Annotated in this window: 19 protein-coding genes and 2 tRNA genes; 9 read left to right on the forward strand and 12 right to left on the reverse strand. The window is 61.4% G+C overall.

The features are described 5' to 3' along the window. Positions 1-71 precede the first annotated feature (71 nt). Both ACTHN9_RS28345 and ACTHN9_RS28350 read right to left on the reverse strand, forming a co-directional pair. A complete protein-coding gene (locus tag ACTHN9_RS28345) occupies positions 72-1,346 on the reverse strand; it encodes a hypothetical protein (RefSeq protein ID WP_440540156.1) in 1,275 nt (424 codons plus the stop codon). Positions 1,347-1,678: 332 nt separating this feature from the next. Further along, entirely contained in the window at positions 1,679-2,566 is an 888-nt protein-coding gene (locus tag ACTHN9_RS28350) for an HNH endonuclease signature motif containing protein (RefSeq protein ID WP_440540157.1), read from the reverse strand. A 416-nt stretch (positions 2,567-2,982) separates the two neighbouring features. Here ACTHN9_RS28350 and ACTHN9_RS28355 point away from each other — a divergent pair, with 416 nt between their 5' ends. Both ACTHN9_RS28355 and ACTHN9_RS28360 read left to right on the forward strand, forming a co-directional pair. Next, positions 2,983-3,417, forward strand: a complete 435-nt coding sequence (locus tag ACTHN9_RS28355) for an STM2901 family protein (protein ID WP_440540158.1) — start codon at positions 2,983-2,985, stop codon at positions 3,415-3,417. After that, positions 3,414-3,785 (forward strand): DUF1493 family protein, encoded by a 372-nt coding sequence (locus ACTHN9_RS28360; RefSeq protein ID WP_440540159.1) that lies wholly within the window; start codon positions 3,414-3,416, stop codon positions 3,783-3,785. The genes ACTHN9_RS28355 and ACTHN9_RS28360 overlap by 4 nt, the downstream gene beginning before the upstream one ends. A 163-nt stretch (positions 3,786-3,948) precedes the next feature. On the opposite strand, the gene ACTHN9_RS28365 is transcribed toward ACTHN9_RS28360, so the two are convergent. From ACTHN9_RS28365 to rph, 4 genes are all read right to left on the reverse strand, one after another. Beyond that, a tRNA-Ser gene (locus ACTHN9_RS28365) sits at positions 3,949-4,036 on the reverse strand. Positions 4,037-4,201: 165 nt separating this feature from the next. Further along, positions 4,202-5,407, reverse strand: coding sequence for a radical SAM family heme chaperone HemW (gene hemW, locus ACTHN9_RS28370; protein WP_440540160.1), 1,206 nt, complete (start codon positions 5,405-5,407; stop codon positions 4,202-4,204). Beyond that, the gene (gene rdgB / locus ACTHN9_RS28375; RefSeq protein ID WP_440540161.1) at positions 5,404-6,084 is read right to left on the reverse strand and encodes an RdgB/HAM1 family non-canonical purine NTP pyrophosphatase; all 681 of its coding nucleotides are present in this window, start codon (positions 6,082-6,084) and stop codon (positions 5,404-5,406) included. The genes hemW and rdgB overlap by 4 nt, the downstream gene beginning before the upstream one ends. After that, complete coding sequence (gene rph, locus ACTHN9_RS28380; protein WP_440540162.1) at positions 6,077-6,853, reverse strand: ribonuclease PH; 777 nt, start codon at positions 6,851-6,853, stop codon at positions 6,077-6,079. The genes rdgB and rph overlap by 8 nt, the downstream gene beginning before the upstream one ends. A gap of 217 nt (positions 6,854-7,070) precedes the next feature. On the opposite strand from rph, the gene ACTHN9_RS28385 reads away from it, so the two are divergent. The 4 genes from ACTHN9_RS28385 to ACTHN9_RS28400 all read left to right on the forward strand — a co-directional run bounded on the left by ACTHN9_RS28385 (position 7,071) and on the right by ACTHN9_RS28400 (position 11,453). Beyond that, complete coding sequence (locus ACTHN9_RS28385; protein WP_440540163.1) at positions 7,071-7,994, forward strand: YicC/YloC family endoribonuclease; 924 nt, start codon at positions 7,071-7,073, stop codon at positions 7,992-7,994. Positions 7,995-8,002: 8 nt separating this feature from the next. Further along, positions 8,003-8,695, forward strand: a complete 693-nt coding sequence (gene gmk, locus ACTHN9_RS28390) for a guanylate kinase (protein ID WP_440540164.1) — start codon at positions 8,003-8,005, stop codon at positions 8,693-8,695. Between the two features lie 60 nt (positions 8,696-8,755). Beyond that, a complete protein-coding gene (rpoZ, locus tag ACTHN9_RS28395; protein WP_006400783.1) occupies positions 8,756-8,959 on the forward strand; it encodes a DNA-directed RNA polymerase subunit omega in 204 nt (67 codons plus the stop codon). A gap of 97 nt (positions 8,960-9,056) precedes the next feature. Next, positions 9,057-11,453: a RelA/SpoT family protein gene (locus ACTHN9_RS28400; protein WP_440540165.1), complete on the forward strand. Its 2,397-nt coding sequence runs from the start codon at positions 9,057-9,059 to the stop codon at positions 11,451-11,453. 130 nt (positions 11,454-11,583) lie between these two features. On the opposite strand, the gene ACTHN9_RS28405 is transcribed toward ACTHN9_RS28400, so the two are convergent. After that, positions 11,584-11,660, reverse strand: a tRNA-Arg gene (locus ACTHN9_RS28405). A 137-nt stretch (positions 11,661-11,797) separates the two neighbouring features. On the opposite strand from ACTHN9_RS28405, the gene greB reads away from it, so the two are divergent. Then, the gene (greB, locus tag ACTHN9_RS28410) at positions 11,798-12,358 is read left to right on the forward strand and encodes a transcription elongation factor GreB (protein WP_440540166.1); all 561 of its coding nucleotides are present in this window, start codon (positions 11,798-11,800) and stop codon (positions 12,356-12,358) included. Between the two features lie 165 nt (positions 12,359-12,523). On the opposite strand, the gene ACTHN9_RS28415 is transcribed toward greB, so the two are convergent. Both ACTHN9_RS28415 and ACTHN9_RS28420 read right to left on the reverse strand, forming a co-directional pair. Further along, positions 12,524-13,669 (reverse strand): porin, encoded by a 1,146-nt coding sequence (locus ACTHN9_RS28415; protein ID WP_440540167.1) that lies wholly within the window; start codon positions 13,667-13,669, stop codon positions 12,524-12,526. Positions 13,670-14,288: 619 nt separating this feature from the next. Then, positions 14,289-14,561, reverse strand: coding sequence for a hypothetical protein (locus ACTHN9_RS28420; RefSeq protein ID WP_440540189.1), 273 nt, complete (start codon positions 14,559-14,561; stop codon positions 14,289-14,291). Positions 14,562-14,936: 375 nt separating this feature from the next. Between ACTHN9_RS28420 and ACTHN9_RS28425 the strand changes: the two genes are divergently transcribed. After that, positions 14,937-15,140 (forward strand): cold-shock protein, encoded by a 204-nt coding sequence (locus ACTHN9_RS28425; RefSeq protein WP_115536799.1) that lies wholly within the window; start codon positions 14,937-14,939, stop codon positions 15,138-15,140. Between the two features lie 127 nt (positions 15,141-15,267). Next, positions 15,268-16,422: an exonuclease domain-containing protein gene (locus tag ACTHN9_RS28430; protein ID WP_440540168.1), complete on the forward strand. Its 1,155-nt coding sequence runs from the start codon at positions 15,268-15,270 to the stop codon at positions 16,420-16,422. Positions 16,423-16,434: 12 nt separating this feature from the next. On the opposite strand, the gene ACTHN9_RS28435 is transcribed toward ACTHN9_RS28430, so the two are convergent. The 3 genes from ACTHN9_RS28435 to ACTHN9_RS28445 form a co-directional block, all read right to left on the reverse strand. After that, positions 16,435-17,031 carry a chorismate mutase gene (locus ACTHN9_RS28435; protein WP_440540169.1) on the reverse strand — a complete coding sequence of 199 codons (597 nt, stop codon included), beginning with the start codon at positions 17,029-17,031 and terminating at the stop codon, positions 16,435-16,437. A gap of 28 nt (positions 17,032-17,059) precedes the next feature. Continuing rightward, the gene (locus ACTHN9_RS28440) at positions 17,060-17,209 is read right to left on the reverse strand and encodes a hypothetical protein (protein ID WP_440540170.1); all 150 of its coding nucleotides are present in this window, start codon (positions 17,207-17,209) and stop codon (positions 17,060-17,062) included. A gap of 421 nt (positions 17,210-17,630) precedes the next feature. Next, positions 17,631-18,749 carry an aldo/keto reductase gene (locus ACTHN9_RS28445; RefSeq protein WP_440540171.1) on the reverse strand — a complete coding sequence of 373 codons (1,119 nt, stop codon included), beginning with the start codon at positions 18,747-18,749 and terminating at the stop codon, positions 17,631-17,633. Positions 18,750-18,828 lie beyond the last annotated feature (79 nt).

The following is an 18,828-nucleotide window of genomic DNA, read 5'->3' on the forward strand; positions in this document are numbered from 1 at the left end:
CGCAATGTCGTTGCCAAATGGACCGGATCTCGACATGATTGGAAAAGCGCGATGACACAGTTCGCACTGCTTTACCCCGAGCGCTTCAACATCGGGCTGTAAGTGTCAACCCGCCTCACACACAAAATCCCGGATACGTCCACGCCGTATGGAAGAAGCGCCGAACATTCCAAGCTTGAAAGCGCGATGCTATTCGCCCGTAGGTTTCCTAGACCTAGCGTTGTGACGACCATCTTTGGGAACATCGCGGCGTTTCCGACCTGCATCGGTAGGACGACGAGCACGATCGCAAAGGTCGCCAGTCCAAAGAGAACTCGATTCTTTCGGTCGCGCACTGAAAACGAAGCCCAGTTCAGCATGATTAGATACATGGCGCCGGTGACAGCGATCATCGTTTGCTTTGACGGCGCAGACGCATTCACAACCTGGATGAAAAACAATGCACTGAGCCCGGTTGCAACGGTGAACGCAGCTGCGGCGGATAACTTGGCTGCCAGGAGACGGCGTGCCGGATTTCGGAAAACTATCGGCGGCGTCCCGCCGGACCGGATAATAGAACGGCGCTTTCGCGTAGTGAACGCTAGCGCCGATAAGCCAATGACCGCGAGTAGCGCGCAGATTGAAGCGGTTAGGATCAGTCTGTCGTGCAACATCGAGGAAGCGACGGTATCGATCCAGGCGGAGCGCCGCTCAGCGGCGGGATGAATGGCAAGTGAGACTTCGGTAACGTAGCCGCCAAGATCCGCAGCCGTGAGCACGCTGAGAAACGCAACCGCCCCGCACAGTACCGCAAACAAGATGTACTTCCCTAGGCGCCATCCGCGTCGCCAATCGATCAGTACCAGTAGTGTGCAGGCGACAAGCGCTACGGTATAGACGCACGTTGCGAGCCCCGGGTGTTGGGGCGCCAGCCACATGTTGAACGGCTTTACTGCAGCACCGAACCAGATAAGCACATCGAACGCGGTGACGCCGATGATGAAACGTCCCCTCATTAGGTATTCGCGGGTGTCCCGGACCAGCAAGGCCGAGGCGTCTTTAGGGTCGATCTTTCGGGAGTCGCCTAAGGGATAAAACGCATCCATTGCCTTTCGTGCGGCAAATCCCGCGGAAAGCAGATACACGACCATCAGTGTCCCGAGCAGCGCTGCGGTCAAGAATGATGCGATTAATACACCCGTTAGATCGGCGATCGAGAAGTCCGGTATCTGGTTGATGCTAAGCGCATATGCATAGAGCGGAATCGCGCCTCCGAGCAAGACCCCTAGCGATAGCTGCACCCGTATATCTTCACTCAGAAGCTTCCGTAACCTCGTGATCAAATTCTCCGGCTTCATCCGTTTCATCCCTTCATGGTTCGCATATCTATGATTTCTAGGTTGCCGGAAACGTCTGTGCGCGTCGTGCGTCGTCACGGCCATGCAGCCGGTCACGATGCCGGTAGCTAATATTTCGCGATGTGCGGCTCGAGGGAAGGCCAGCGACACGCGACAATTTTCCGGCAGAGCGATGATATTAGACCGCGGCGAACCCCCGGCAGGTTAGTGAATGAGGACGCTCTTGATAAATGGCGCGCCGAGGTTCGTCGCGAAAACACTTGATATTGAAGGTGTTTTCTCATAAATTTCAATCATCAATAAGATCGAGAGAATAATCACCGAAAGGACGAGACCACGAGTTACGGGGAAGAAAGCCGGTTGGTCGGGCTGCCCGTTATCATTTGAAAGAGAGCGCCCGCGCCGAAAACGCCGCTTAGCGTGAAACCTGTTCCCGTGACGGGGTCGCCGATAACAGTAACCGCTCCGCGGTTCGGCTCAGCCAGAAAGAATTGAATTTGAGTATCCGTGACGCGAACGGCAGCGTCATCATTAAACCAAAGTCCTTTGATTCGGACCTCGCCTGGGCTTGTTACTTCGATATGGAAGATTTCCACGGGGCGTTGGTCAAACTCAGGATCCTCCTTTTTCACCTTGTCGATGAGCCACTCTGGGAGATACCGAACATTGCATGGAACCGAAATGGCGATTGCTCCAGGGTGCTCTCTAACTTCCACGCCGTCCTGGCTCGTCGGCGTCTTCGTGTGACCGTAACGGCTGATTCTCGCTAGTTCAGTGCCGTCCCGCGCTGTCACCGTTAGATCGAGAAGTAGGATGTCGTCCTCCTCGATTACAATTTTGACAAATGCGCCGGGCCCAAGATCAAAAGCGGAAATTTCCCCGGCTTCCCTCGTAACCCAGATCGTCCCGAGACGCAGTCGTCGATGCGGCGCGGGTTGAACGTAGAGCATTCCCCTTTGCGCGGCGTCGCTCGGCTGCGAATTTTTCCACCGGTATAGAGTCTCGTCGCTGATCTCTAGCCGGCCATGATGGACGGCATCGTGGCAGGTAGGACAGATGGCGATCATGTGCGCTTCATCGTGGGTACGATAGACCGCCCACTCACGGATGTGGTGAATCTCGGTGCGTTTGGCAGCGCAACCCGGATTGGCGCACTTGCCTCCGGCTTCTGCCCTCAGACGCTTCTTGGCGAGGTTTGACATTTCGGGCCGATGGTCTGCCTTGGGCATAGGTGCCTCCTTGTCGACATGTCCTCATTCTATCGGCGCGCCGACATTACCGGGCATGTAGTTCTGCAGCACGGGCGGCGGTCAAGGCGAGTATCGGACACGGGAGACGGGTGCCACGTGCGATCTGACGGTGTTGCCAGGGAAATCTAGGCTCCGGTGATTGTGTTCGCTTAGATCGGGTCGACAGAGCGAGGTCCAACCGGACAAACTGTCGCAAGTCCCCCTACTCGAAGGTACGGCGTCAAGAATGCCGCGGCCGGTGGCCCGTCGACGAGTCGAGAGCCGATCATTACAAACCGAGAGCTGGCAAGACAAACAGGCGGCCGCTTCCGATCCGTCGTGTAAAGTACCGGGTCCGCGCGGCATTAGTGACGATGAGAGAACAGCGATGCCGCGTTTGGCAATCGGAGATAAGAATGAGCGATACCCGGTACTCGTATGGCATCCATCAGAACCTCACAGCCGCTGACCTGTTCACTTTCGTCGCGTTAGATGAGACTCGAAAGCAGCTAGGTCTCGATGACCTAGCTGCCGCAGCCGGCGTATTGCTCGGTCAGGCTGACGTGCCAGTCGCGGGCAAATTCGCAGATGCGACCAAAGGCACATCCGTGGCGTCACTAGCTGCCCGCAGGCTGCTGCCATTTAAGCTGCGGGTGCGCTTGCCGATGATCACGAAGGTTGGGCTTAAAGGCGTTCGGATTGCCTTTACGCGCAACCTCGGCGCATTTGTTGGGCGATCCATCCCGTTCGTTGGGGAAGTGTTTCTGGCCCGTGACGCATTTTTGATTATCCGCAATACCGTCGTGACCTACAACCGCCTCGCGCAACCGGCCGATCGGGTGCCACTGTGAAGGACGAGACGTGGGATCGGTTGGAGGCGTTTGCGCGGAAGGAGCTCGGTCGGCCGCTATTCGGCGGTCAATTGAATATTCAGCCCGCATCGCGCCTTGAGGATGACTTGGGTCTCACGGGGCTCGATGCTGTCGAATTTATTGATAAATGGGCTGACACCTTCCATGTGCAGGCGGGCGAATTCCCTTACCGGCGCTACTTTAGCCCGGAAGGCCAGCAGTTGCTTTCGTCGTTCCTCGGCCTATTCTCGAAGCGATTTCGCAGACCGACGCTCGTGCCTTTAACGCTCGGCATGTTGGCTGAGGCGATGCGTCGTGGGCGGTGGGATACGGCCGAGGCTGAGGCAATGCTCAACAAGGACAATTGAAGTGCGAAAAGCGCGTGATTGAACGTCACCGGAAGGGAAAGCAGCAATGTAGTCGCAAACCGGTGTGCGAAGTCGCGCGTGACCGTACGCCCCTGCAGCTGTGATGTTTGCTGCAGCACCTGCCTTTCATGTGGTCGGATGCCGACCGAGTGCTCGTCTTCGTTGGCGGAAGCGGTGAGATTCGAACTCACGGACGGTTGCCCGTCGCCGGTTTTCAAGACCGGTGCCTTAAACCACTCGGCCACGCTTCCTGCTTCGTGTTGCTTCTTGTTTTCGATCTAGGTCGGGCGCAGGTCAGTCAAGACCGGTGCATTCAACCGCTCTGCCAGCCCTCCGAGAGGCGCGATTGTAACCCAAAACGCGCCCGAAACGAGGCGCAGCCTCTATCCGCGTGCGCATCGTTTCGGCAATCGCGCCTAGCGTTCGCTCAAGAACAACGCCTGCAGATCGTTCAGGAAACGTTGACCGAGCTGCGTCGGCGCGATCTTTTCATGCGTGCGTTCGATCAACCCGCGCCGCTCCGCCTCTTGCAAAGCCGGTTCGATCGAGGTCATCGGCAGCCCCGTGCGCTCGATGAACCGATGCACGGGAAATCCTTCGACCAAACGCAGCGCATTGAGCATGAATTCGAATGGAAGATCGTGCGCCGTGACTTCGTGCTCTTCCTGGATCGGCGCCCCCGCGCGCGCCTGCTCGATAAACGTGGCGGGATGCTTGTAGCGCGCCTGACGCACGATCCGGTGCGCGAACGAGAGCTTCGTATGCGCGCCGGCGCCGATCCCGAGGTAATCGCCGAAGCGCCAGTAGTTCAAGTTGTGCTTGCATTGGCGATTCGGCTGAGCGTAAGCCGAAACCTCGTACCGTCCGTAGCCCGCCTGCGCCGTGCGCTCGTGTATCCACTCCTGCATGTCGGCCGACGCGTCGTCGTCGGGCAGCGCCGGCGGAAACTTCGCGAACATCGTGTTCGGTTCGAGCGTGAGGTGATAGAGCGACAGATGCGGCGGCGCGAACGACAAGGCCGTCTCGATGTCGGCGCGGCATTCGTCCAATGTTTGCCCGGGCAGGGCGAACATCAAATCGAGATTGAAGTTGTCGAAGTGCCGGGCGGCGATCTCGACGGCTCGGCGCGCGTCGTGCATATCGTGAATACGCCCCAGCGCCTTCAAATGCGCTTCGTTGAAGCTTTGAATGCCCACCGATAGACGGTTCACGCCGCTCGCACGAAACTGCGCGAATTTCTCGGCTTCGAACGTGCCCGGGTTGGCCTCCATCGTGATTTCGGCATCGGCATCGAGCGGCAGCAGGGCGCGCACGTCGGACAGCAAGCGGTCCAGCCCCTTTGCCGACAACAAGCTAGGCGTTCCGCCGCCAATGAAGATCGTGTGCACCTGCCGCCCCCACACGAGCGGCAAGGCTTGCTCGAGATCGGCTCGCAGCGCGTCGAGGTAATCGTCTTCCGGAAACCGCTCGCCTTTCCATTCGTGCGAATTGAAGTCGCAATAAGGGCACTTGCGCACGCACCAGGGGAAATGGACGTACAGGGCAAGCGGTGGCAAAGACGTGAGCCGAATGGCGCCGGGGGCGGTGAACGCCTGGACGACGCCGGCGCGGGTGCCGATCATCGTTCCTCCTTAAGGCGGGCCAGCAGCGCGGCCAGCGCGATGGCGCGATGGCTGCGCGCGTTCTTCACCGCGGGGTCGAGCTGCGCCGCAGTCGCATCCAACTCCGGCAAGAAGAAGTACGGGTCGTAGCCGAATCCGTTCGCGCCGCGCGCCGCGTCCAAGATCTCGCCATGCCAGCGGCCTTCGGCAATCAGCGGTTCCGGATCGTCCGCGTGGCGAACGAGCACAAGGACGCAGAAGTAGTATCCGCGCCGATCGGCGCAGCCCCGCAGGCGTTCGACGAGATAGGCGTTGTTGGCGGCATCGCTCTTCTCCCCGCCGGCGCGTTGCGCGTAACGCGCGGAGTAAACGCCGGGCTCGCCGCCCAGGGCCCGCACGCACAAGCCGGAATCGTCCGCCAGCGCGGGCAAGCCGGTCAGGCGCGCCGCATGGCGGGCTTTGGCCAGGGCGTTCTCGACGAACGTGCCATGCGGCTCTTCGGCTTCGGGCACGCCCAGCTCGCCTTGAGGGACCAGGGCGATGCCCGCCGCGCCGAGCATCGCGTCGAACTCGCGCAGTTTGCCGGCATTGTTCGAAGCCAGTACGACGCGCGCGAGCGGCGCGTCGCCCTGCGATATTGCACCGGACGCACCGGCGAGCGCTGCGCCGTTCGAACGCGTACCGGCCGATTCACTCATCGTGGACCCCTAACGCGGCTGTCGGCTGCCCGTCGTCGTTGCCGCGCAGCGCCGCCTTTTGCTTTTCGACGAGCGTACGGATGCCCTGTTGCGCCAGATCGAGCAGTGCGTTCATTTCGTCGCGCGAGAACGGCACGCCTTCGGCGGTGCCTTGCACTTCGACGAAGCCGCCTTCGCCCGTCATGACGACGTTCATGTCGGTATCGCAGCGCGAATCTTCGTCGTAATCGAGATCGAGCACGGGCATGCCTTCATACACGCCGACCGAAATGGCCGCGACGTAATCGGTGATCGGCGACTTGGCGATCTTGCCCGCGGCGATCAGCTTGGAGACGGCGTCGTGCGCGGCGACGAATGCGCCCGTGATGCTCGCCGTGCGCGTGCCGCCGTCCGCCTGAATGACGTCGCAATCGATGTGCAAGGTGCGCGGCCCGAGCTGCCCGAGATCGAACACGGCACGCAGCGCGCGACCGATGAGCCGCTGAATTTCCTGCGTGCGGCCCGTTTGCTTGCCGCGCGCGGCCTCGCGGTCGCTGCGCGTGTGCGTCGCGCGCGGCAGCATCCCGTATTCGGCGGTGAGCCAGCCTTGGTTGCGCTCGCGCAGGAATTCGGGCACGCGCTCGGCGACGCTCGCGGTGCAGATGACTTTCGTCTCGCCGAACTCGACGAGCACGGAGCCCTCGGCATGCTTCGTGTAGTGGCGCGTGATGCGAACGTCGCGCAGGGCGTCGGCGGCGCGGCCGCTGGGGCGTTGAACGATATCGGGCATGGTGGGAGCAAGAAGCGGCGTGGCGCCGCGTGGAAAGAGCGGAAAGCGTAATTTTACCGCCCTTGACGCCATGCATGCGCCCGGCCGGCTGCCGTGCCGCCGGCTCGGGCGTGCCCGGCAAAAATGGGATAATGCCGGTTCAACGCTTTCGCGCCGGGTCGACGCGCGGGGCGGCTCGAATAACCGGCCGGCGACGGCCACAATCGCGAGACGGACGATGATTTACAGCATGACAGGTTACGCGAGCGCGACGCGCGAACTCGCGGCCGCAGGCGGCAGCGCAGCCATGAGCGTGTCGGTCGAACTGCGCACCGTGAATTCGCGTTTTCTCGACCTGAACTTCCGCATGCCCGAAGAGGCGCGCACGTGCGAGCCGACGCTGCGCGAAATGTTGATGACGAAGCTCTCGCGCGGCAAGGTCGATATCCGCGTGAACTTCCAACGCAGCGAACAGAGCGCGACGGTGGGCTCGCTCAATCGCGACGCCCTCGATCAATTGGCCGTGCTCGAGCGCGCGGTGCTCGACGCGTTTCCGGGCAGCGAGCGCATGCGTACCGGCGAAATCTTGCGCTGGCCGGGCGTGCTGGCCGAAACGAACGTCTCGCCGGAAACCTTGCGCGATGCCGTGCTCGCGTGCGGCAAGCAGGCGATCGCCGAACTCGTCGAGGTCCGTGCGCGCGAGGGCGCTCAATTGGCCGCTATGCTGCTGAACAACGTGACCGAGATGGAGGCGATCGTCGCGCGCATTACGCCGCTCGTGCCCGAACTCATCGCGAAGCACCAGCAAAAAATCGTCGAACGGTTGCAAGAAGCGCTCGGTATCGCCGCACCCGACGCCGCGGCGACCATCGTCTCGCGCGAGGAAATCGCCGAACGCATCCGTCAGGAAGTGACGATGTACGGTATCCGTATCGACATCGCCGAAGAGCTGTCGCGGCTCACGGCACACCTGAACGAGACGCGTCATGTGATCGAGAAGGGCGGCAAGGTCGGCAAGCGCCTCGACTTCATGATGCAAGAACTCAATCGCGAAGCGAACACGCTGGGCTCGAAGGCAGCCGCCAAGGAACTCGCCGATGCGTCGATGACGCTCAAGCTGCTCATCGAGCAAATGCGCGAGCAAGTGCAGAATCTGGAGTAAGCGTAACCATGACCGAATCCACGAACGAATCGCACGCGGCATCGGCGCCGCGCAATCCCTATGCCGGTGCCTATCCCGGCAACCTGTTCATGGTGGTCGCGCCCTCGGGCGCGGGCAAGTCGACGCTCGTCAACGCGCTGCTCGCGCGCGATCCGGCGATCCGCTTGTCGATTTCGTACACGACCCGCAAGCCGCGGCCGGGCGAACAAGACGGACAGCATTACCACTTCACGACCGTCGACGATTTTCTCGAACGGCACGGCAACGGCGAATTCCTCGAGAGCGCGGAAGTGCACGGCAACTACTACGCCACCTCGCGTCTGTGGATCGAGCAGCAGATGAAGAACGGCCACGACGTGCTGCTCGAAATCGATTGGCAGGGCGCGCAGCAAGTGAAGAAGCGCTTTCGCAATGCGGTGGAGATTTTCATCCTGCCGCCGTCGCTCGCGGCGTTGGAAGAGCGCTTGAAAAAGCGCGGACAGGACGAGCCGAACGTCATCACGCGCAGGTTGCTCGCGGCAGGTAGCGAGATCGCGCATGCGGCCGAATCCGAGTACGTCATCATCAACGAGCACTTCGAACGCGCGCTGTCGGAACTGCAGTGCGTGGTCGATGCGACGCGTTTGCGCTTTGCCTCGCAATACGCGCGCCATGCAGCGCTTTTCGTCGAGCTGGGGATCCATCTGCCGCATGCCGAGTAAAGATGGGTGCTTGCCCACATAAGGTAGAATGAGCAACATATTGAGAAGGAATTTCGAAACATGGCCCGCATTACCGTCGAAGACTGCCTGAAGCAAATCCCGAATCGTTTCGAGCTGGCGCTCGCCGCCACGTATCGTGCACGTCAGCTCGCGCAAGGCCACACGCCGAAGATCGAAAGCCGCGACAAACCCACCGTGGTCGCGCTGCGCGAGATCGCGGCGGGCCAAGTCGGTCTCGAGATGCTGAAGAAGGTCCCCGTCTAAAGTGTCCGACACGCTAGGCGCCTTCGAGCGCCTAGCGCTGTCTCAAGCCATGCGATCTCGCGCATAGCCCGCATAGCGATCGATACCGGAGGCGAAAATGAGCGCTACCCCATCGTCCGCCTCCGCTTCCACCGATGCCGCGCATCTCGAGCACGAGCATGACGTCGAAGCGCCCGGCCCCGCGCGCAAGTACATCGATGCGGTTCTCGAACAGTCGTTTCGCCATCTGTTCGGCCCCACCGCCACCCCAGAGCAGCCCCGCAGACACGACGTCGTTTCGATCGCGAAACTCACGTCGATGCTCGCCGGCTATCTGAGCGCCGAAGAGATCAAAGAAGTCAAGGCCGCGTTCCATTTCGGCGACGAAGCGCACCTCGGCCAATATCGCCATAGCGGCGAGCCCTACATCACGCACCCCGTTGCCGTCGCGGAAACCTGCGCCGGCTGGAAGCTCGACGCGCAGTCGATCATGGCCGCGTTGCTGCACGACGTGATGGAAGATCAGGGCGTCACGAAGACGGAACTGGCCGAGCGTTTCGGTCCCAAGGTGGCGGAACTCGTCGACGGTCTGTCGAAACTCGACAAGATGGAGTTTCGCAATCGCGAGGAAGCGCAGGCCGAGAATTTCCGCAAGATGCTGCTTGCCATGGCGCGCGACGTGCGCGTCATCCTCGTCAAGCTGGCCGATCGGCTGCACAACATGCGCACCCTCGGCGCGGTGCCGCCCGAGAAACGCCGGCGCGTGGCGCGCGAAACGCTCGATATTTATGCCCCGATCGCGCACCGTCTTGGTCTGAACAATACCTATCGCGAACTGCAAGATCTGAGCTTCGCGAATTTCAACCCGCATCGCTACGCCACGCTCGAAAAAGCCGTGAAGGCGGCCCGCGGTAATCGGCGCGAGGTGGTGAGCAAGATCCTGGAATCGGTGCAGCGCGCGATCGCCGATGCGCAGATCGAAGCCGAGGTCACGGGCCGCGAGAAGACGATTTTCAGCATCTACAAGAAGATGCGCGACAAGCAGTTGTCGTTCTCGCAGGTGCTGGATGTCTACGGTTTTCGCGTCGTCGTCGGCAGCGCGCTCGAATGCTATACGTGCATCGGCGTATTGCACGCGCTCTACAAGCCCGTGCCCGGCAAGTTCAAGGATTACATCGCGATCCCGAAGGTCAACGGCTATCAGTCGCTGCACACGACACTTGTCGGTCCGTTCGGCGCGCCGATCGAATTTCAGGTCCGAACGCGCAAGATGCATGAGATCGCCGAGGCAGGCGTGGCGGCGCACTGGCTCTACAAGAACGGCGGTGCGGATCTGAACGACGTGCAAAAGCGCGCGCACCAATGGCTCAAGTCGCTGCTCGACATTCAGAGCGAGGCTGGCGATTCGAGCGAGTTCCTCGAACACGTGAAGATCGATCTGTTCCCGGATGCGGTCTACGTGTTCACGCCGAAGTCGAAGATCATGGCGCTTCCGCGCGGTTCGACGGCGCTCGATTTCGCCTATTCGATTCACAGCGATCTCGGCAATCAATGCGTCGCCGTGAAGATCAACAACGAACTGCTGCCGCTGCGCACCGAGCTCAAGAGCGGCGATATCGTCGAAGTGATCACGGCGCCCTATTCGAAGCCGAACCCGGCGTGGCTCGGTTTCGTCCGCACCGGCAAGGCGCGCTCGGCAATTCGTCACTATCTGAAGACGATGCGGCTGAACGAGTCGGTCCAGCTTGGCGAGCGTCTGGTCGATCAGAGCTTGAAGGGCTACGGGCTCGCGCTCTCCGAGATCGAGCCCGATGTGTGGGACAAGCTCGTGCAATGGACGGGCAATAAGAACCGGCAGGAAATCTTCGCCGATATCGGGCTCGGCCGCCGTGTGGCTGCAGTGATGGCCAAGCGCATCGAGGTGCTGGTGAGTGGGCGCGACGCCGACGACGAACATGCCCGGGAGCTAGGCGGTGCAGGACAGCCGTCCGCGCCTCAGGCGCCGCCGGTGGTCATTACGGGCACTGAAGGCATGTCGGTGCAGTTGTCGGCGTGCTGCAGGCCGATTCCGGGCGACGACATCATGGGCTATATCGGTATCGGGCTCGGCATGGCCATTCACACGACCGACTGCCGCGTCGCACAGCGTATTCATCGGCGCGACCCGGGGCGGTGGATCGATGTGGCGTGGGCGCCGCAGCCTGGGCGCTTGTTCGACGTCGCCGTCAAAGTGCTGGTTCGCAACGTGAAAGGCGTCTTCGCGCGGGTGGCGGCCGATATCACGTCGGCCGATGCCAATATCGTGCACATTGCGATGGACGAAGATTTGTCGCAAGAATCCACGGTCTTGCGGTTCGTCATTCAGGTGAGCGACCGCGTGCATTTGGCCAACGTCATGCGGCGGGTTCGGACGAACCCCGACGTGATGCGGATCACGCGCGAGCGCCCGAGCGAGGATGGCCATCATCGTCATGACGGCGGGATGCGGATCGAGCGTGAGCGCGGCGATTATTGAGTGTTATAGAGCCCGTCCGACCGGGGCGGGCTCGTTCGATGCGGTCGGATGCCGAATCCTGAAAGCGGACGCGCACGGAAAGCGAGCGCGCAAAAACAAAGGGCCTTCCATACGGAAGGCCCTTCATAGGTGGCGCGGCTGGCAGGATTCGAACCCACGACCCCTTGGTTCGTAGCCAAGTACTCTATCCAACTGAGCTACAGCCGCACGCAGAAGCGAAATTATAGCAAAGTTCCGAGAAAAGGGAAGACATCGGAGCGAGTTTCTTCAATCTTTCTCGCGACCGCTCCCATCGTGTACGCTTGAAGATTGACCGTACGCGGTGATTCGCACCTATTCGCACCATGAACAAAGCATTTGTCAAAGAGTCGAACGACGCCGATGACGACGATCTCGACCTCGCCCAGCCGCAGATCCCGGCCGGCACCAAGAACTACATGACGCCCGCGGGCCACAAGCGGATGCGCGACGAGCTGCTTCATTTGATCGACGTCGAGCGTCCGGACGTGGTTAAGCTCGTTTCGTGGGCCGCCTCGAACGGCGACCGTTCGGAAAACGGCGATTACATCTACGGAAAGCGACGCCTGCGCGAGATCGACCGGCGTATCCGTTTTCTCACGAAGCGGCTCGACCTGGCTGAAGTGGTGGACGCCAGCCGGCAAGAGAATGTCGATCAGGTGTTCTTCGGCGCAACCGTGGAATACGCGACCGAAGACGGCGAAACGCACACCGTGACGATCGTCGGCGTCGACGAAGTCGATCTCGATCGCGGTCATGTGAGTTGGATCTCGCCTGTTGCCCGCGCGTTGCTGAAGGCGCGGATCGGCGATACGGTCACGCTGCATACGCCGGCGGGGCCGGAGCAAATCGACGTGCTCGACGTCAGCTATCCGGCTCGTGGTTGAGGCCGGCGGGTGATCGCTGCGCAAGGCCGCACGGCTCGTGGGAGGGGGCTCCTTCGCTGCGGGGTCGTTCCAGCGTTGGCGATAAAAAAGGCGCCGCAGGTGCGGCGCCTTTGTCGTATGGATAGGGCGGATAGTGGATAGGCCGGCATGGCCGGCCCCGGGTCCTCAGAAGCGATGGCGCAGACCGACCGTCGCGGCCACTTGCTTCTCGTTCGACGACGCATTCAGACCGTTGATATCCGCGTTGAGCGGCAGGCCCTTGTTGATCGCGTGCTGAAAGATGCCTTCCACGTAGACGTCCGTGCGCTTGGACAACGCGTAGTCCGCTTGCAGATTGAACTGATTCCACTTCGGATTGACGCCGCCGATCGAGCCGGCGGTGTACGTATAGGCGCCGGCCAGGCTGACCGCCGGCGTCAGCGCGTAACGCGCGTTGACTTCGTAGTTGTTGAAGCGGGCCGTACCGCCCGGCAACGCGAGCGTCGCGGCCGTGCCGGCATTGGCCGCGTTGATGCCGACCGCATCGTTCAGGTGCGTCTGCGTGAAGACGAAGCCCGCCGTGGCCGGGCCGAACGTGTAGTTCAGGCCTGCGCCCCAGGTGCGCTGACGGCTCGCGGCGAACGTGGCGTCGCCTGCCACGGAGCCGGGCGCGGTCACGGCTTGATTCAGCGCGTTCAGATCGTTGTCGATCTGCAGATAGGCCGCAGCGACGTTCAGGCCCATCCACGTATACGACGCGCCGACGCTGACGGTGCGGTTATTCGAGAACTGGCCGGCCGTGTTCGAGAAGCCATACAACGCGCCGATCTTGAAGCCGCCGTAGTTCGCGCTTTGGAAGTGGACCGAGTTATTGATCCGGAACGAATTGTCGAGGTTGTCGTTATCGAACGGGTGGGCGAAGTAGGTGCCGCCATACTGTGTGCCCGTCAACGCCAACGGCCCGAGGTATTGGACGACGTCGTCGTACTGACGGCCGAGCGTCACGGTGCCGAATTGGTCGCTGCTGAGACCGACGAACGCCTGCCGGCCGAATTCGCGGCCGTTTTGCTTGAGCGTGCCGTTGTTGATGCCAAATCCGTTTTCCAACGTGAAGATGGCTTTCAGGCCGCCGCCCAGATCTTCCGCGCCGCGCAGCCCCCAGCGGCTGCCGTTCACGCCGCCCGTCGATTGTTGCCAAGCGTGCCCGCCGCCTTGATTGTTCGTATAGGTGATGCCGGCGTCGATGAGACCATAGAGGGTCACGCTGCTTTGCGCGTGCGCCATCGTCGTGACCGCGCCCGCGAGAGCGCCGACTAGAAGCGTCTTCTTCATCATTCACTCCAGTATCAGGAAGATTTCTTGGCTGTCGCCCCCGGGGCGCCGGCCGTAGCTCACGCGCTACCGCACCGAACCGTCCGCATGGCGGCGTGGGGAACCGCAACAGGTCCGTATTTCCGAACTGGGTTGAGTGTAAATAGAGCCTCGCTCGCGTTCGACTTTCGAAAATAGCAATAAAGTATTGAGCGTTTCGAAATCGTCGTGGATTCGGCGCAAAGCCTTGCTGGTCAAGGCTTTGTGGGATTATAAAAGGGTGCGGTTCGAATATTGACAATTCACGGCGTTGTGTTTTCGAGACGCTATTTCGCATCATCCGTATCGATTTGTATTCTTCGATTTCAGATTGTTGACGGATTTGAAATGGAAGTTTGCGTTTTGCGAGATAATCGACGGCGGCTGCAACGATATACTGCCGGTTCTGCTTGCCCAAGCAGACTTTTTCATCAAGGAAAAGACGTCTCCAAACCTTTGTCAGCGCGGCTTCCGAGCCGCGTTTTTTTTATTGGCTGGACCGGGTGCTTGCGCACCTTGCTCCGCTTCCGGGCAGGGCGCTGCCCGGAAGCGGGCGTTTCAGCACCTCACGCCGGCCCCTTGCAGCCCCGGGGAGGCACGCTCACCCACGCATGCGGCGCCGCCCACGCTGTTTGTCTTCACCGCGCGGGTAATCCACTTCGTCGTCGTCCAGGGGCAATGCCCAGTCTTCCATCACATAGTGACGAGCATCCATCGGGGACGCCAACAGGTTTTGCCAGTGATCGCCGTGCCAGAACGGGTCGAACTCCAAGATGGAGGCCGACGTGCTATTCGTCCGACCAGGCGATGCCGCTTCCGGCCGAAGCGGACGGAGGAGCCAGGCGACGAAGCGCTTAATGGGGATTGCTTGCATGGCTGTCTCCAACCAGATCGTGTAGATGATCATCCGGCGAGGCGCCAGCGCCGGCAACCGGGAAAAATACTTACCAGGAAATATCTTGTTGCAGACAATGAATGTTTTTCCTGTTTGGCGGTTTTCGTGTGTCGCTTGCAGGTAATAGTGACTTCGTTGGCGTAATTTTCTACTACATTGCGCATAGCAGAGAAGCGGCTTCAGCATTTAATGAAAAATTTCTTGACGAGCGCTCGACGGAACATTTATAAAAGCAGCGCCGGAATCACCCAGTGAACGACGCTCCGGGAGAGAGACCGAGGTGTCGTTCTTCCGAGGCTGGGCTTCAGGCGGAGGGCGCTGCCCGTCTATTAAAATTTCGAGGGAATTAGTACTATGGAAACCGGTGTCGTAAAATGGTTCAACGATGCTAAAGGCTTTGGCTTCATCACGACGGACAAGGGCAACGAGGACGTGTTTGCGCATTTCTCCGAGATTCAAGCTGACGGCTTCAAGTCTCTGAAAGAAAATCAACGCGTTCAGTTTGACGTGAAGACCGGCCCGAAGGGCAAGCAAGCGGCGAACATTCGCCCGCTGTAAGCGTTTGTCCCGGCAAGCCGCGCCTGGCCGTCCTCCGCGGCGGTACTACAGGGCGCGGCACGCATCCTTACAAGGGCGCTCGGGTGGTGCATACTTCGTCAGTCGAAGCACCCGAGCGTCCTTATTCATGTCAGCCCCATCGTTGCCCCCTCCATCGATCGATACGCCGATCGCGTTCGTCGATCTCGAAACCACGGGCGGCTCGGTCGCCGAGCACCGGATTACCGAAATCGGCATCGTGCAAGTCGGAGAAGGCGGCGTTTCGCGGTGGAGCACGCTCGTCGATCCCGGGCAAGCCATTCCCCCTTTTATCCAGTCGCTCACGGGTATCACCGACGATATGGTGCGCGGTGCGCCCACGTTCGCATCGCTCGCGGCCGAGTTGTTCGAGCGGTTAGACGGCCGTTTGTTCGTCGCCCACAACGCGAGTTTCGACCGCGGCTTCCTGCGCAGCGAGTTTCAGCGGGCCGGTTTCGCCTTCAATCCCGACGTGCTTTGCACCGTCAAGCTTTCGCGCGCGTTGTGGCCGCACGAAAAGCGGCACGGGTTGGATGCGCTGATCGGCCGCCACGCACTCGAGCCGCTGGCGCGCCACCGCGCCTTGGCCGATGCCGATTTGCTCTGGCAGTTCTGGCAGCGGTTGCACGCTGCCTGGGCGCCCGACGTCCTGCGCACGTACATCGATCGAACGGTTCGGCGATATCGGATCGCCGGCGACATTACCGAGGACATGCTCGATACGGCACCGGCCGGGCATGGTGTGTATGCATTGTTCGACGCGTCCGATACGCCGCTGTATGTCGGCCGAAGCGTCCGGCTGCGGCAGCGGGTGCGCGCGCATCTGACGGGCGAGCGGCGCTCTGCGCGGGAACTCAGAATCGCCGACCAGGTGCGCCGTGTAGAGTGGCTAGCCACCGGCGGCGAACTCGGGGCGCTGCTGACGGAGGCGCAATGGATCGCGCGGATGCGCCCGCTGCATAATCGGCAGCCACGCGTCGGACGGGCGGAATCGCTGGGTTCGCCGTGGCCGTTCGAGGCCGCGATCGCATTCGAGGAGCGCGGCGACGAGCCTGCCTGCGGCCATCTGTTTCATGTCGTCGATCGGTGGTGCTATCTGGGCGCCGCCGCCACGCTCGAGGCGGCGTGCGCACTTGCGGCGAGCGGCGTGGAGCCGGCGTACGAGCCGCAGACATTCCGCATTTTGCAGGCGCATCTTGCGCGGGGGCTGTCGGTAACGCCGTTGGAAGCCGTGGCGCGCGAGGCGGCCGCCATCGCGCAGTGAACGCGGGCGGCGCTAACCTTCGGCGCCGACACCGCCCGATGCGCAGACGTGGGAAAGGGCGGTGTTGAGCGCGGCGGCATCGGTCGCGCCATAGCGCGTCAGCGCTTTCCAACTTTCGACGCCGTGTGCGAGCCGCGTGGGGCAATCCTCGCTTTTGCGCGAAGGTTGCACGCGCGCCAGTGCCGCGATCAGCGATTTCGTGAGGCGGTCGAGCTGCGGGCGGGTGCTGGCGGCCAAGTCGGGGATGGGACCGGGCGGGGGCGAGGCCGTCCGCCAGCGCGCGAACAGTGCCTCCTGAACCTGTTTGCTGGCGTCGATCTGATCTCTGAAAAAGGTGCGAGCGAAGGCCGGATCGACGTTGGCCGCTTGTGCGCGCTTTTCGACGTCGGCAAGCAAGGCAGACTCGCGTGGCGCGTCGGCGATCGGGCGATGGTTCGCCCACTTCCATTGTGCGACTGGCACCGCCAATGCCAAGCGGGCGGATACGAGCGCGACGAGGTTGGTCATCGCGGTTTCGTCGCCATCGGCGCGCGCGCCGGCGCTAGCCAGCGATAGGGCAAGCCAGAGCGCGACAACAGGTAGCGCCGTGCGGCGCACGCGAGCCGTCATTCGGCGCGGGCTCCGAGGCCCGCGACCGTCATTTGGGTTCGCACGATTTGCGTTGCTCGTCGAAGAACGCGCGCACGTGCTCGGGCAGTTCGGTTGCCAGAAACTCCACGCCTACCGGTTCCGGATCCGGGCTGGACACTTTCTCGGGGGGCGGAATTCTGGTGGGCTTGGCTTCCATGATTTATCTCCTGGCACGTGACGATTATCCGACGCGGTTCCTTCGAAGTGCCAGCGTCGAATCTTTTTTTAACGCTTTGTTGCATTAACGGCACAGCCGTGCGCAGTTTGAAGTGAGCCCGTCGAATCTTTGATCGATATCAAATCCGGCGCGTATGCCGCACACCGTTGCACGTCGCACAAGCTTGTGGCGCATTTCAACGGATGTCCGTCTCGGAACGCACGTGAATGCGCCGGACTCTTCGCATTGAGCGACATGGATGTCGCCTTTTCGTCAGCGTCTTTATCGGGAGTTCCCGATGGCGAGGCAATCGACCGACCGTTCGTTCATTTGCTTATTCGGTTATCCGTTCGCCTAGAAGATCGCCGCAAGCCAACCGCTTAAGGCCGCTCCCGCCTTGGCGGGAGCGATCGCTTCGGCGTTAGGTCCGCGGTGCCGGCACGTGGACGGGGCGATCGAATTCGTCGCTCTTGCTACGTACGTCGACGTGCCCGTGAATGCGGGCTTGGTGGCCGTCTTCGAACATGTAGTACGGGAACGGACGGACGGGCTCGGAAACCGCATCGAGACGGGCTGCCAGTGCCGGGTCCAGTTCGAACTCGAGGGAGGCCAACGAATCGCGCAGTTGCTCGGGCTTCGTCGCGCCGACGATGATGCTGGCGACGCCGCGCTTGCGATGGAGCCAATTCAACGCGACCTGAGCCATCGGCCGGTCGGCTTCGCGCGCGACGGCTTCGAGTTCGGCGACGATTCGGAAATTGCGTTCCGTCAGTTTGTCGAATCCCGGGGGCGGCTTGCCGCCCGGGTTCGCGGCCTGGACGGTTTCCAGCCGGCCGGTGCCCGCGAAACCGCCTTGCGAGGGTTTGTATTTACCCGATAGCACGCCCATGCCGAGCGGGCTCCATGGGACGAGGCCCATGCCGAGTTCGGTCGCCAAGTCGGCGAACTCCATTTCGGCGTTGCGTTCGATCATCGAGTATTCGAGCTGCATTGCCGCAACCGGTTCGAAACCGCGCCACTGTGCCAGCGTCTGAGCCCGCGCGGCGAACCAGGCGGGCGTATCGGACAGTCCGACGTACCGAATCTTGCCGGCTCGTACTGCGTCGTCCATGGCGCGCATGACTTCGTCCGCCGGCGTCATCCGATCCCACGTGTGCAGGTAGTACAAATCGATGTAGTCGGTGTTCAGGCGTTTGAGCGAGCCCTCGAGCGCTCGCATGAGATTCTTCCGATGGTTGCCACCCGCATTCGGGTTGCCCGCTTGCGCGTTATAGCTGTATTTCGTCGCGATCACGAGCCGATCGCGCAAACCGCGCTGCGCAACGAATTTACCGACGAAACGCTCGCTCGTGCCTTCGGTATACAGATCGGCGGTATCGATGAAATTGCCGCCTTCATCCACATACAAGTCGAACAAGCGTTGTGCCGTCGCTTCATTCGCGCCCCAGCCCCATTCGTCGCCGAACGTCATCGTGCCTAGCGAAATCGGTGAAACGCGCAGGCCGGAACGGCCGAGGAGGGTGTAGCGGTTCATCGTCATGTCAGTGCTCCTTGCGTCGGTAAGAAGAGTGGATGGGCGTATCGTGCGCTGATTGATCTTGTGGAAAAATAGCGTTCGG

Origin of the sequence: Trinickia sp., from assembly GCF_051953405.1 — a bacterium.
GTDB lineage: Bacteria > Pseudomonadota > Gammaproteobacteria > Burkholderiales > Burkholderiaceae > Trinickia.

What these genes read in the sequence shown, in the direction of transcription:
- ACTHN9_RS28345 (WP_440540156.1), bottom strand. Translation starts at nt 1,346, where the DNA reads ATGAAACGGATGAAGCCGGAGAATTTGATCACGAGGTTACGGAAGCTT.
- ACTHN9_RS28350 (WP_440540157.1), bottom strand. Translation starts at nt 2,566, where the DNA reads ATGCCCAAGGCAGACCATCGGCCCGAAATGTCAAACCTCGCCAAGAAG.
- ACTHN9_RS28355 (WP_440540158.1), top strand. Translation starts at nt 2,983, where the DNA reads ATGAGCGATACCCGGTACTCGTATGGCATCCATCAGAACCTCACAGCC.
- hemW (WP_440540160.1), bottom strand. Translation starts at nt 5,407, where the DNA reads ATGATCGGCACCCGCGCCGGCGTCGTCCAGGCGTTCACCGCCCCCGGC.
- rdgB (WP_440540161.1), bottom strand. Translation starts at nt 6,084, where the DNA reads ATGAGTGAATCGGCCGGTACGCGTTCGAACGGCGCAGCGCTCGCCGGT.
- rph (WP_440540162.1), bottom strand. Translation starts at nt 6,853, where the DNA reads ATGCCCGATATCGTTCAACGCCCCAGCGGCCGCGCCGCCGACGCCCTG.
- ACTHN9_RS28385 (WP_440540163.1), top strand. Translation starts at nt 7,071, where the DNA reads ATGATTTACAGCATGACAGGTTACGCGAGCGCGACGCGCGAACTCGCG.
- gmk (WP_440540164.1), top strand. Translation starts at nt 8,003, where the DNA reads ATGACCGAATCCACGAACGAATCGCACGCGGCATCGGCGCCGCGCAAT.
- rpoZ (WP_006400783.1), top strand. Translation starts at nt 8,756, where the DNA reads ATGGCCCGCATTACCGTCGAAGACTGCCTGAAGCAAATCCCGAATCGT.
- ACTHN9_RS28400 (WP_440540165.1), top strand. Translation starts at nt 9,057, where the DNA reads ATGAGCGCTACCCCATCGTCCGCCTCCGCTTCCACCGATGCCGCGCAT.
- greB (WP_440540166.1), top strand. Translation starts at nt 11,798, where the DNA reads ATGAACAAAGCATTTGTCAAAGAGTCGAACGACGCCGATGACGACGAT.
- ACTHN9_RS28415 (WP_440540167.1), bottom strand. Translation starts at nt 13,669, where the DNA reads ATGAAGAAGACGCTTCTAGTCGGCGCTCTCGCGGGCGCGGTCACGACG.
- ACTHN9_RS28420 (WP_440540189.1), bottom strand. Translation starts at nt 14,561, where the DNA reads ATGCAAGCAATCCCCATTAAGCGCTTCGTCGCCTGGCTCCTCCGTCCG.
- ACTHN9_RS28425 (WP_115536799.1), top strand. Translation starts at nt 14,937, where the DNA reads ATGGAAACCGGTGTCGTAAAATGGTTCAACGATGCTAAAGGCTTTGGC.
- ACTHN9_RS28430 (WP_440540168.1), top strand. Translation starts at nt 15,268, where the DNA reads ATGTCAGCCCCATCGTTGCCCCCTCCATCGATCGATACGCCGATCGCG.
- ACTHN9_RS28435 (WP_440540169.1), bottom strand. Translation starts at nt 17,031, where the DNA reads ATGACGGCTCGCGTGCGCCGCACGGCGCTACCTGTTGTCGCGCTCTGG.
- ACTHN9_RS28440 (WP_440540170.1), bottom strand. Translation starts at nt 17,209, where the DNA reads ATGGAAGCCAAGCCCACCAGAATTCCGCCCCCCGAGAAAGTGTCCAGC.
- ACTHN9_RS28445 (WP_440540171.1), bottom strand. Translation starts at nt 18,749, where the DNA reads ATGACGATGAACCGCTACACCCTCCTCGGCCGTTCCGGCCTGCGCGTT.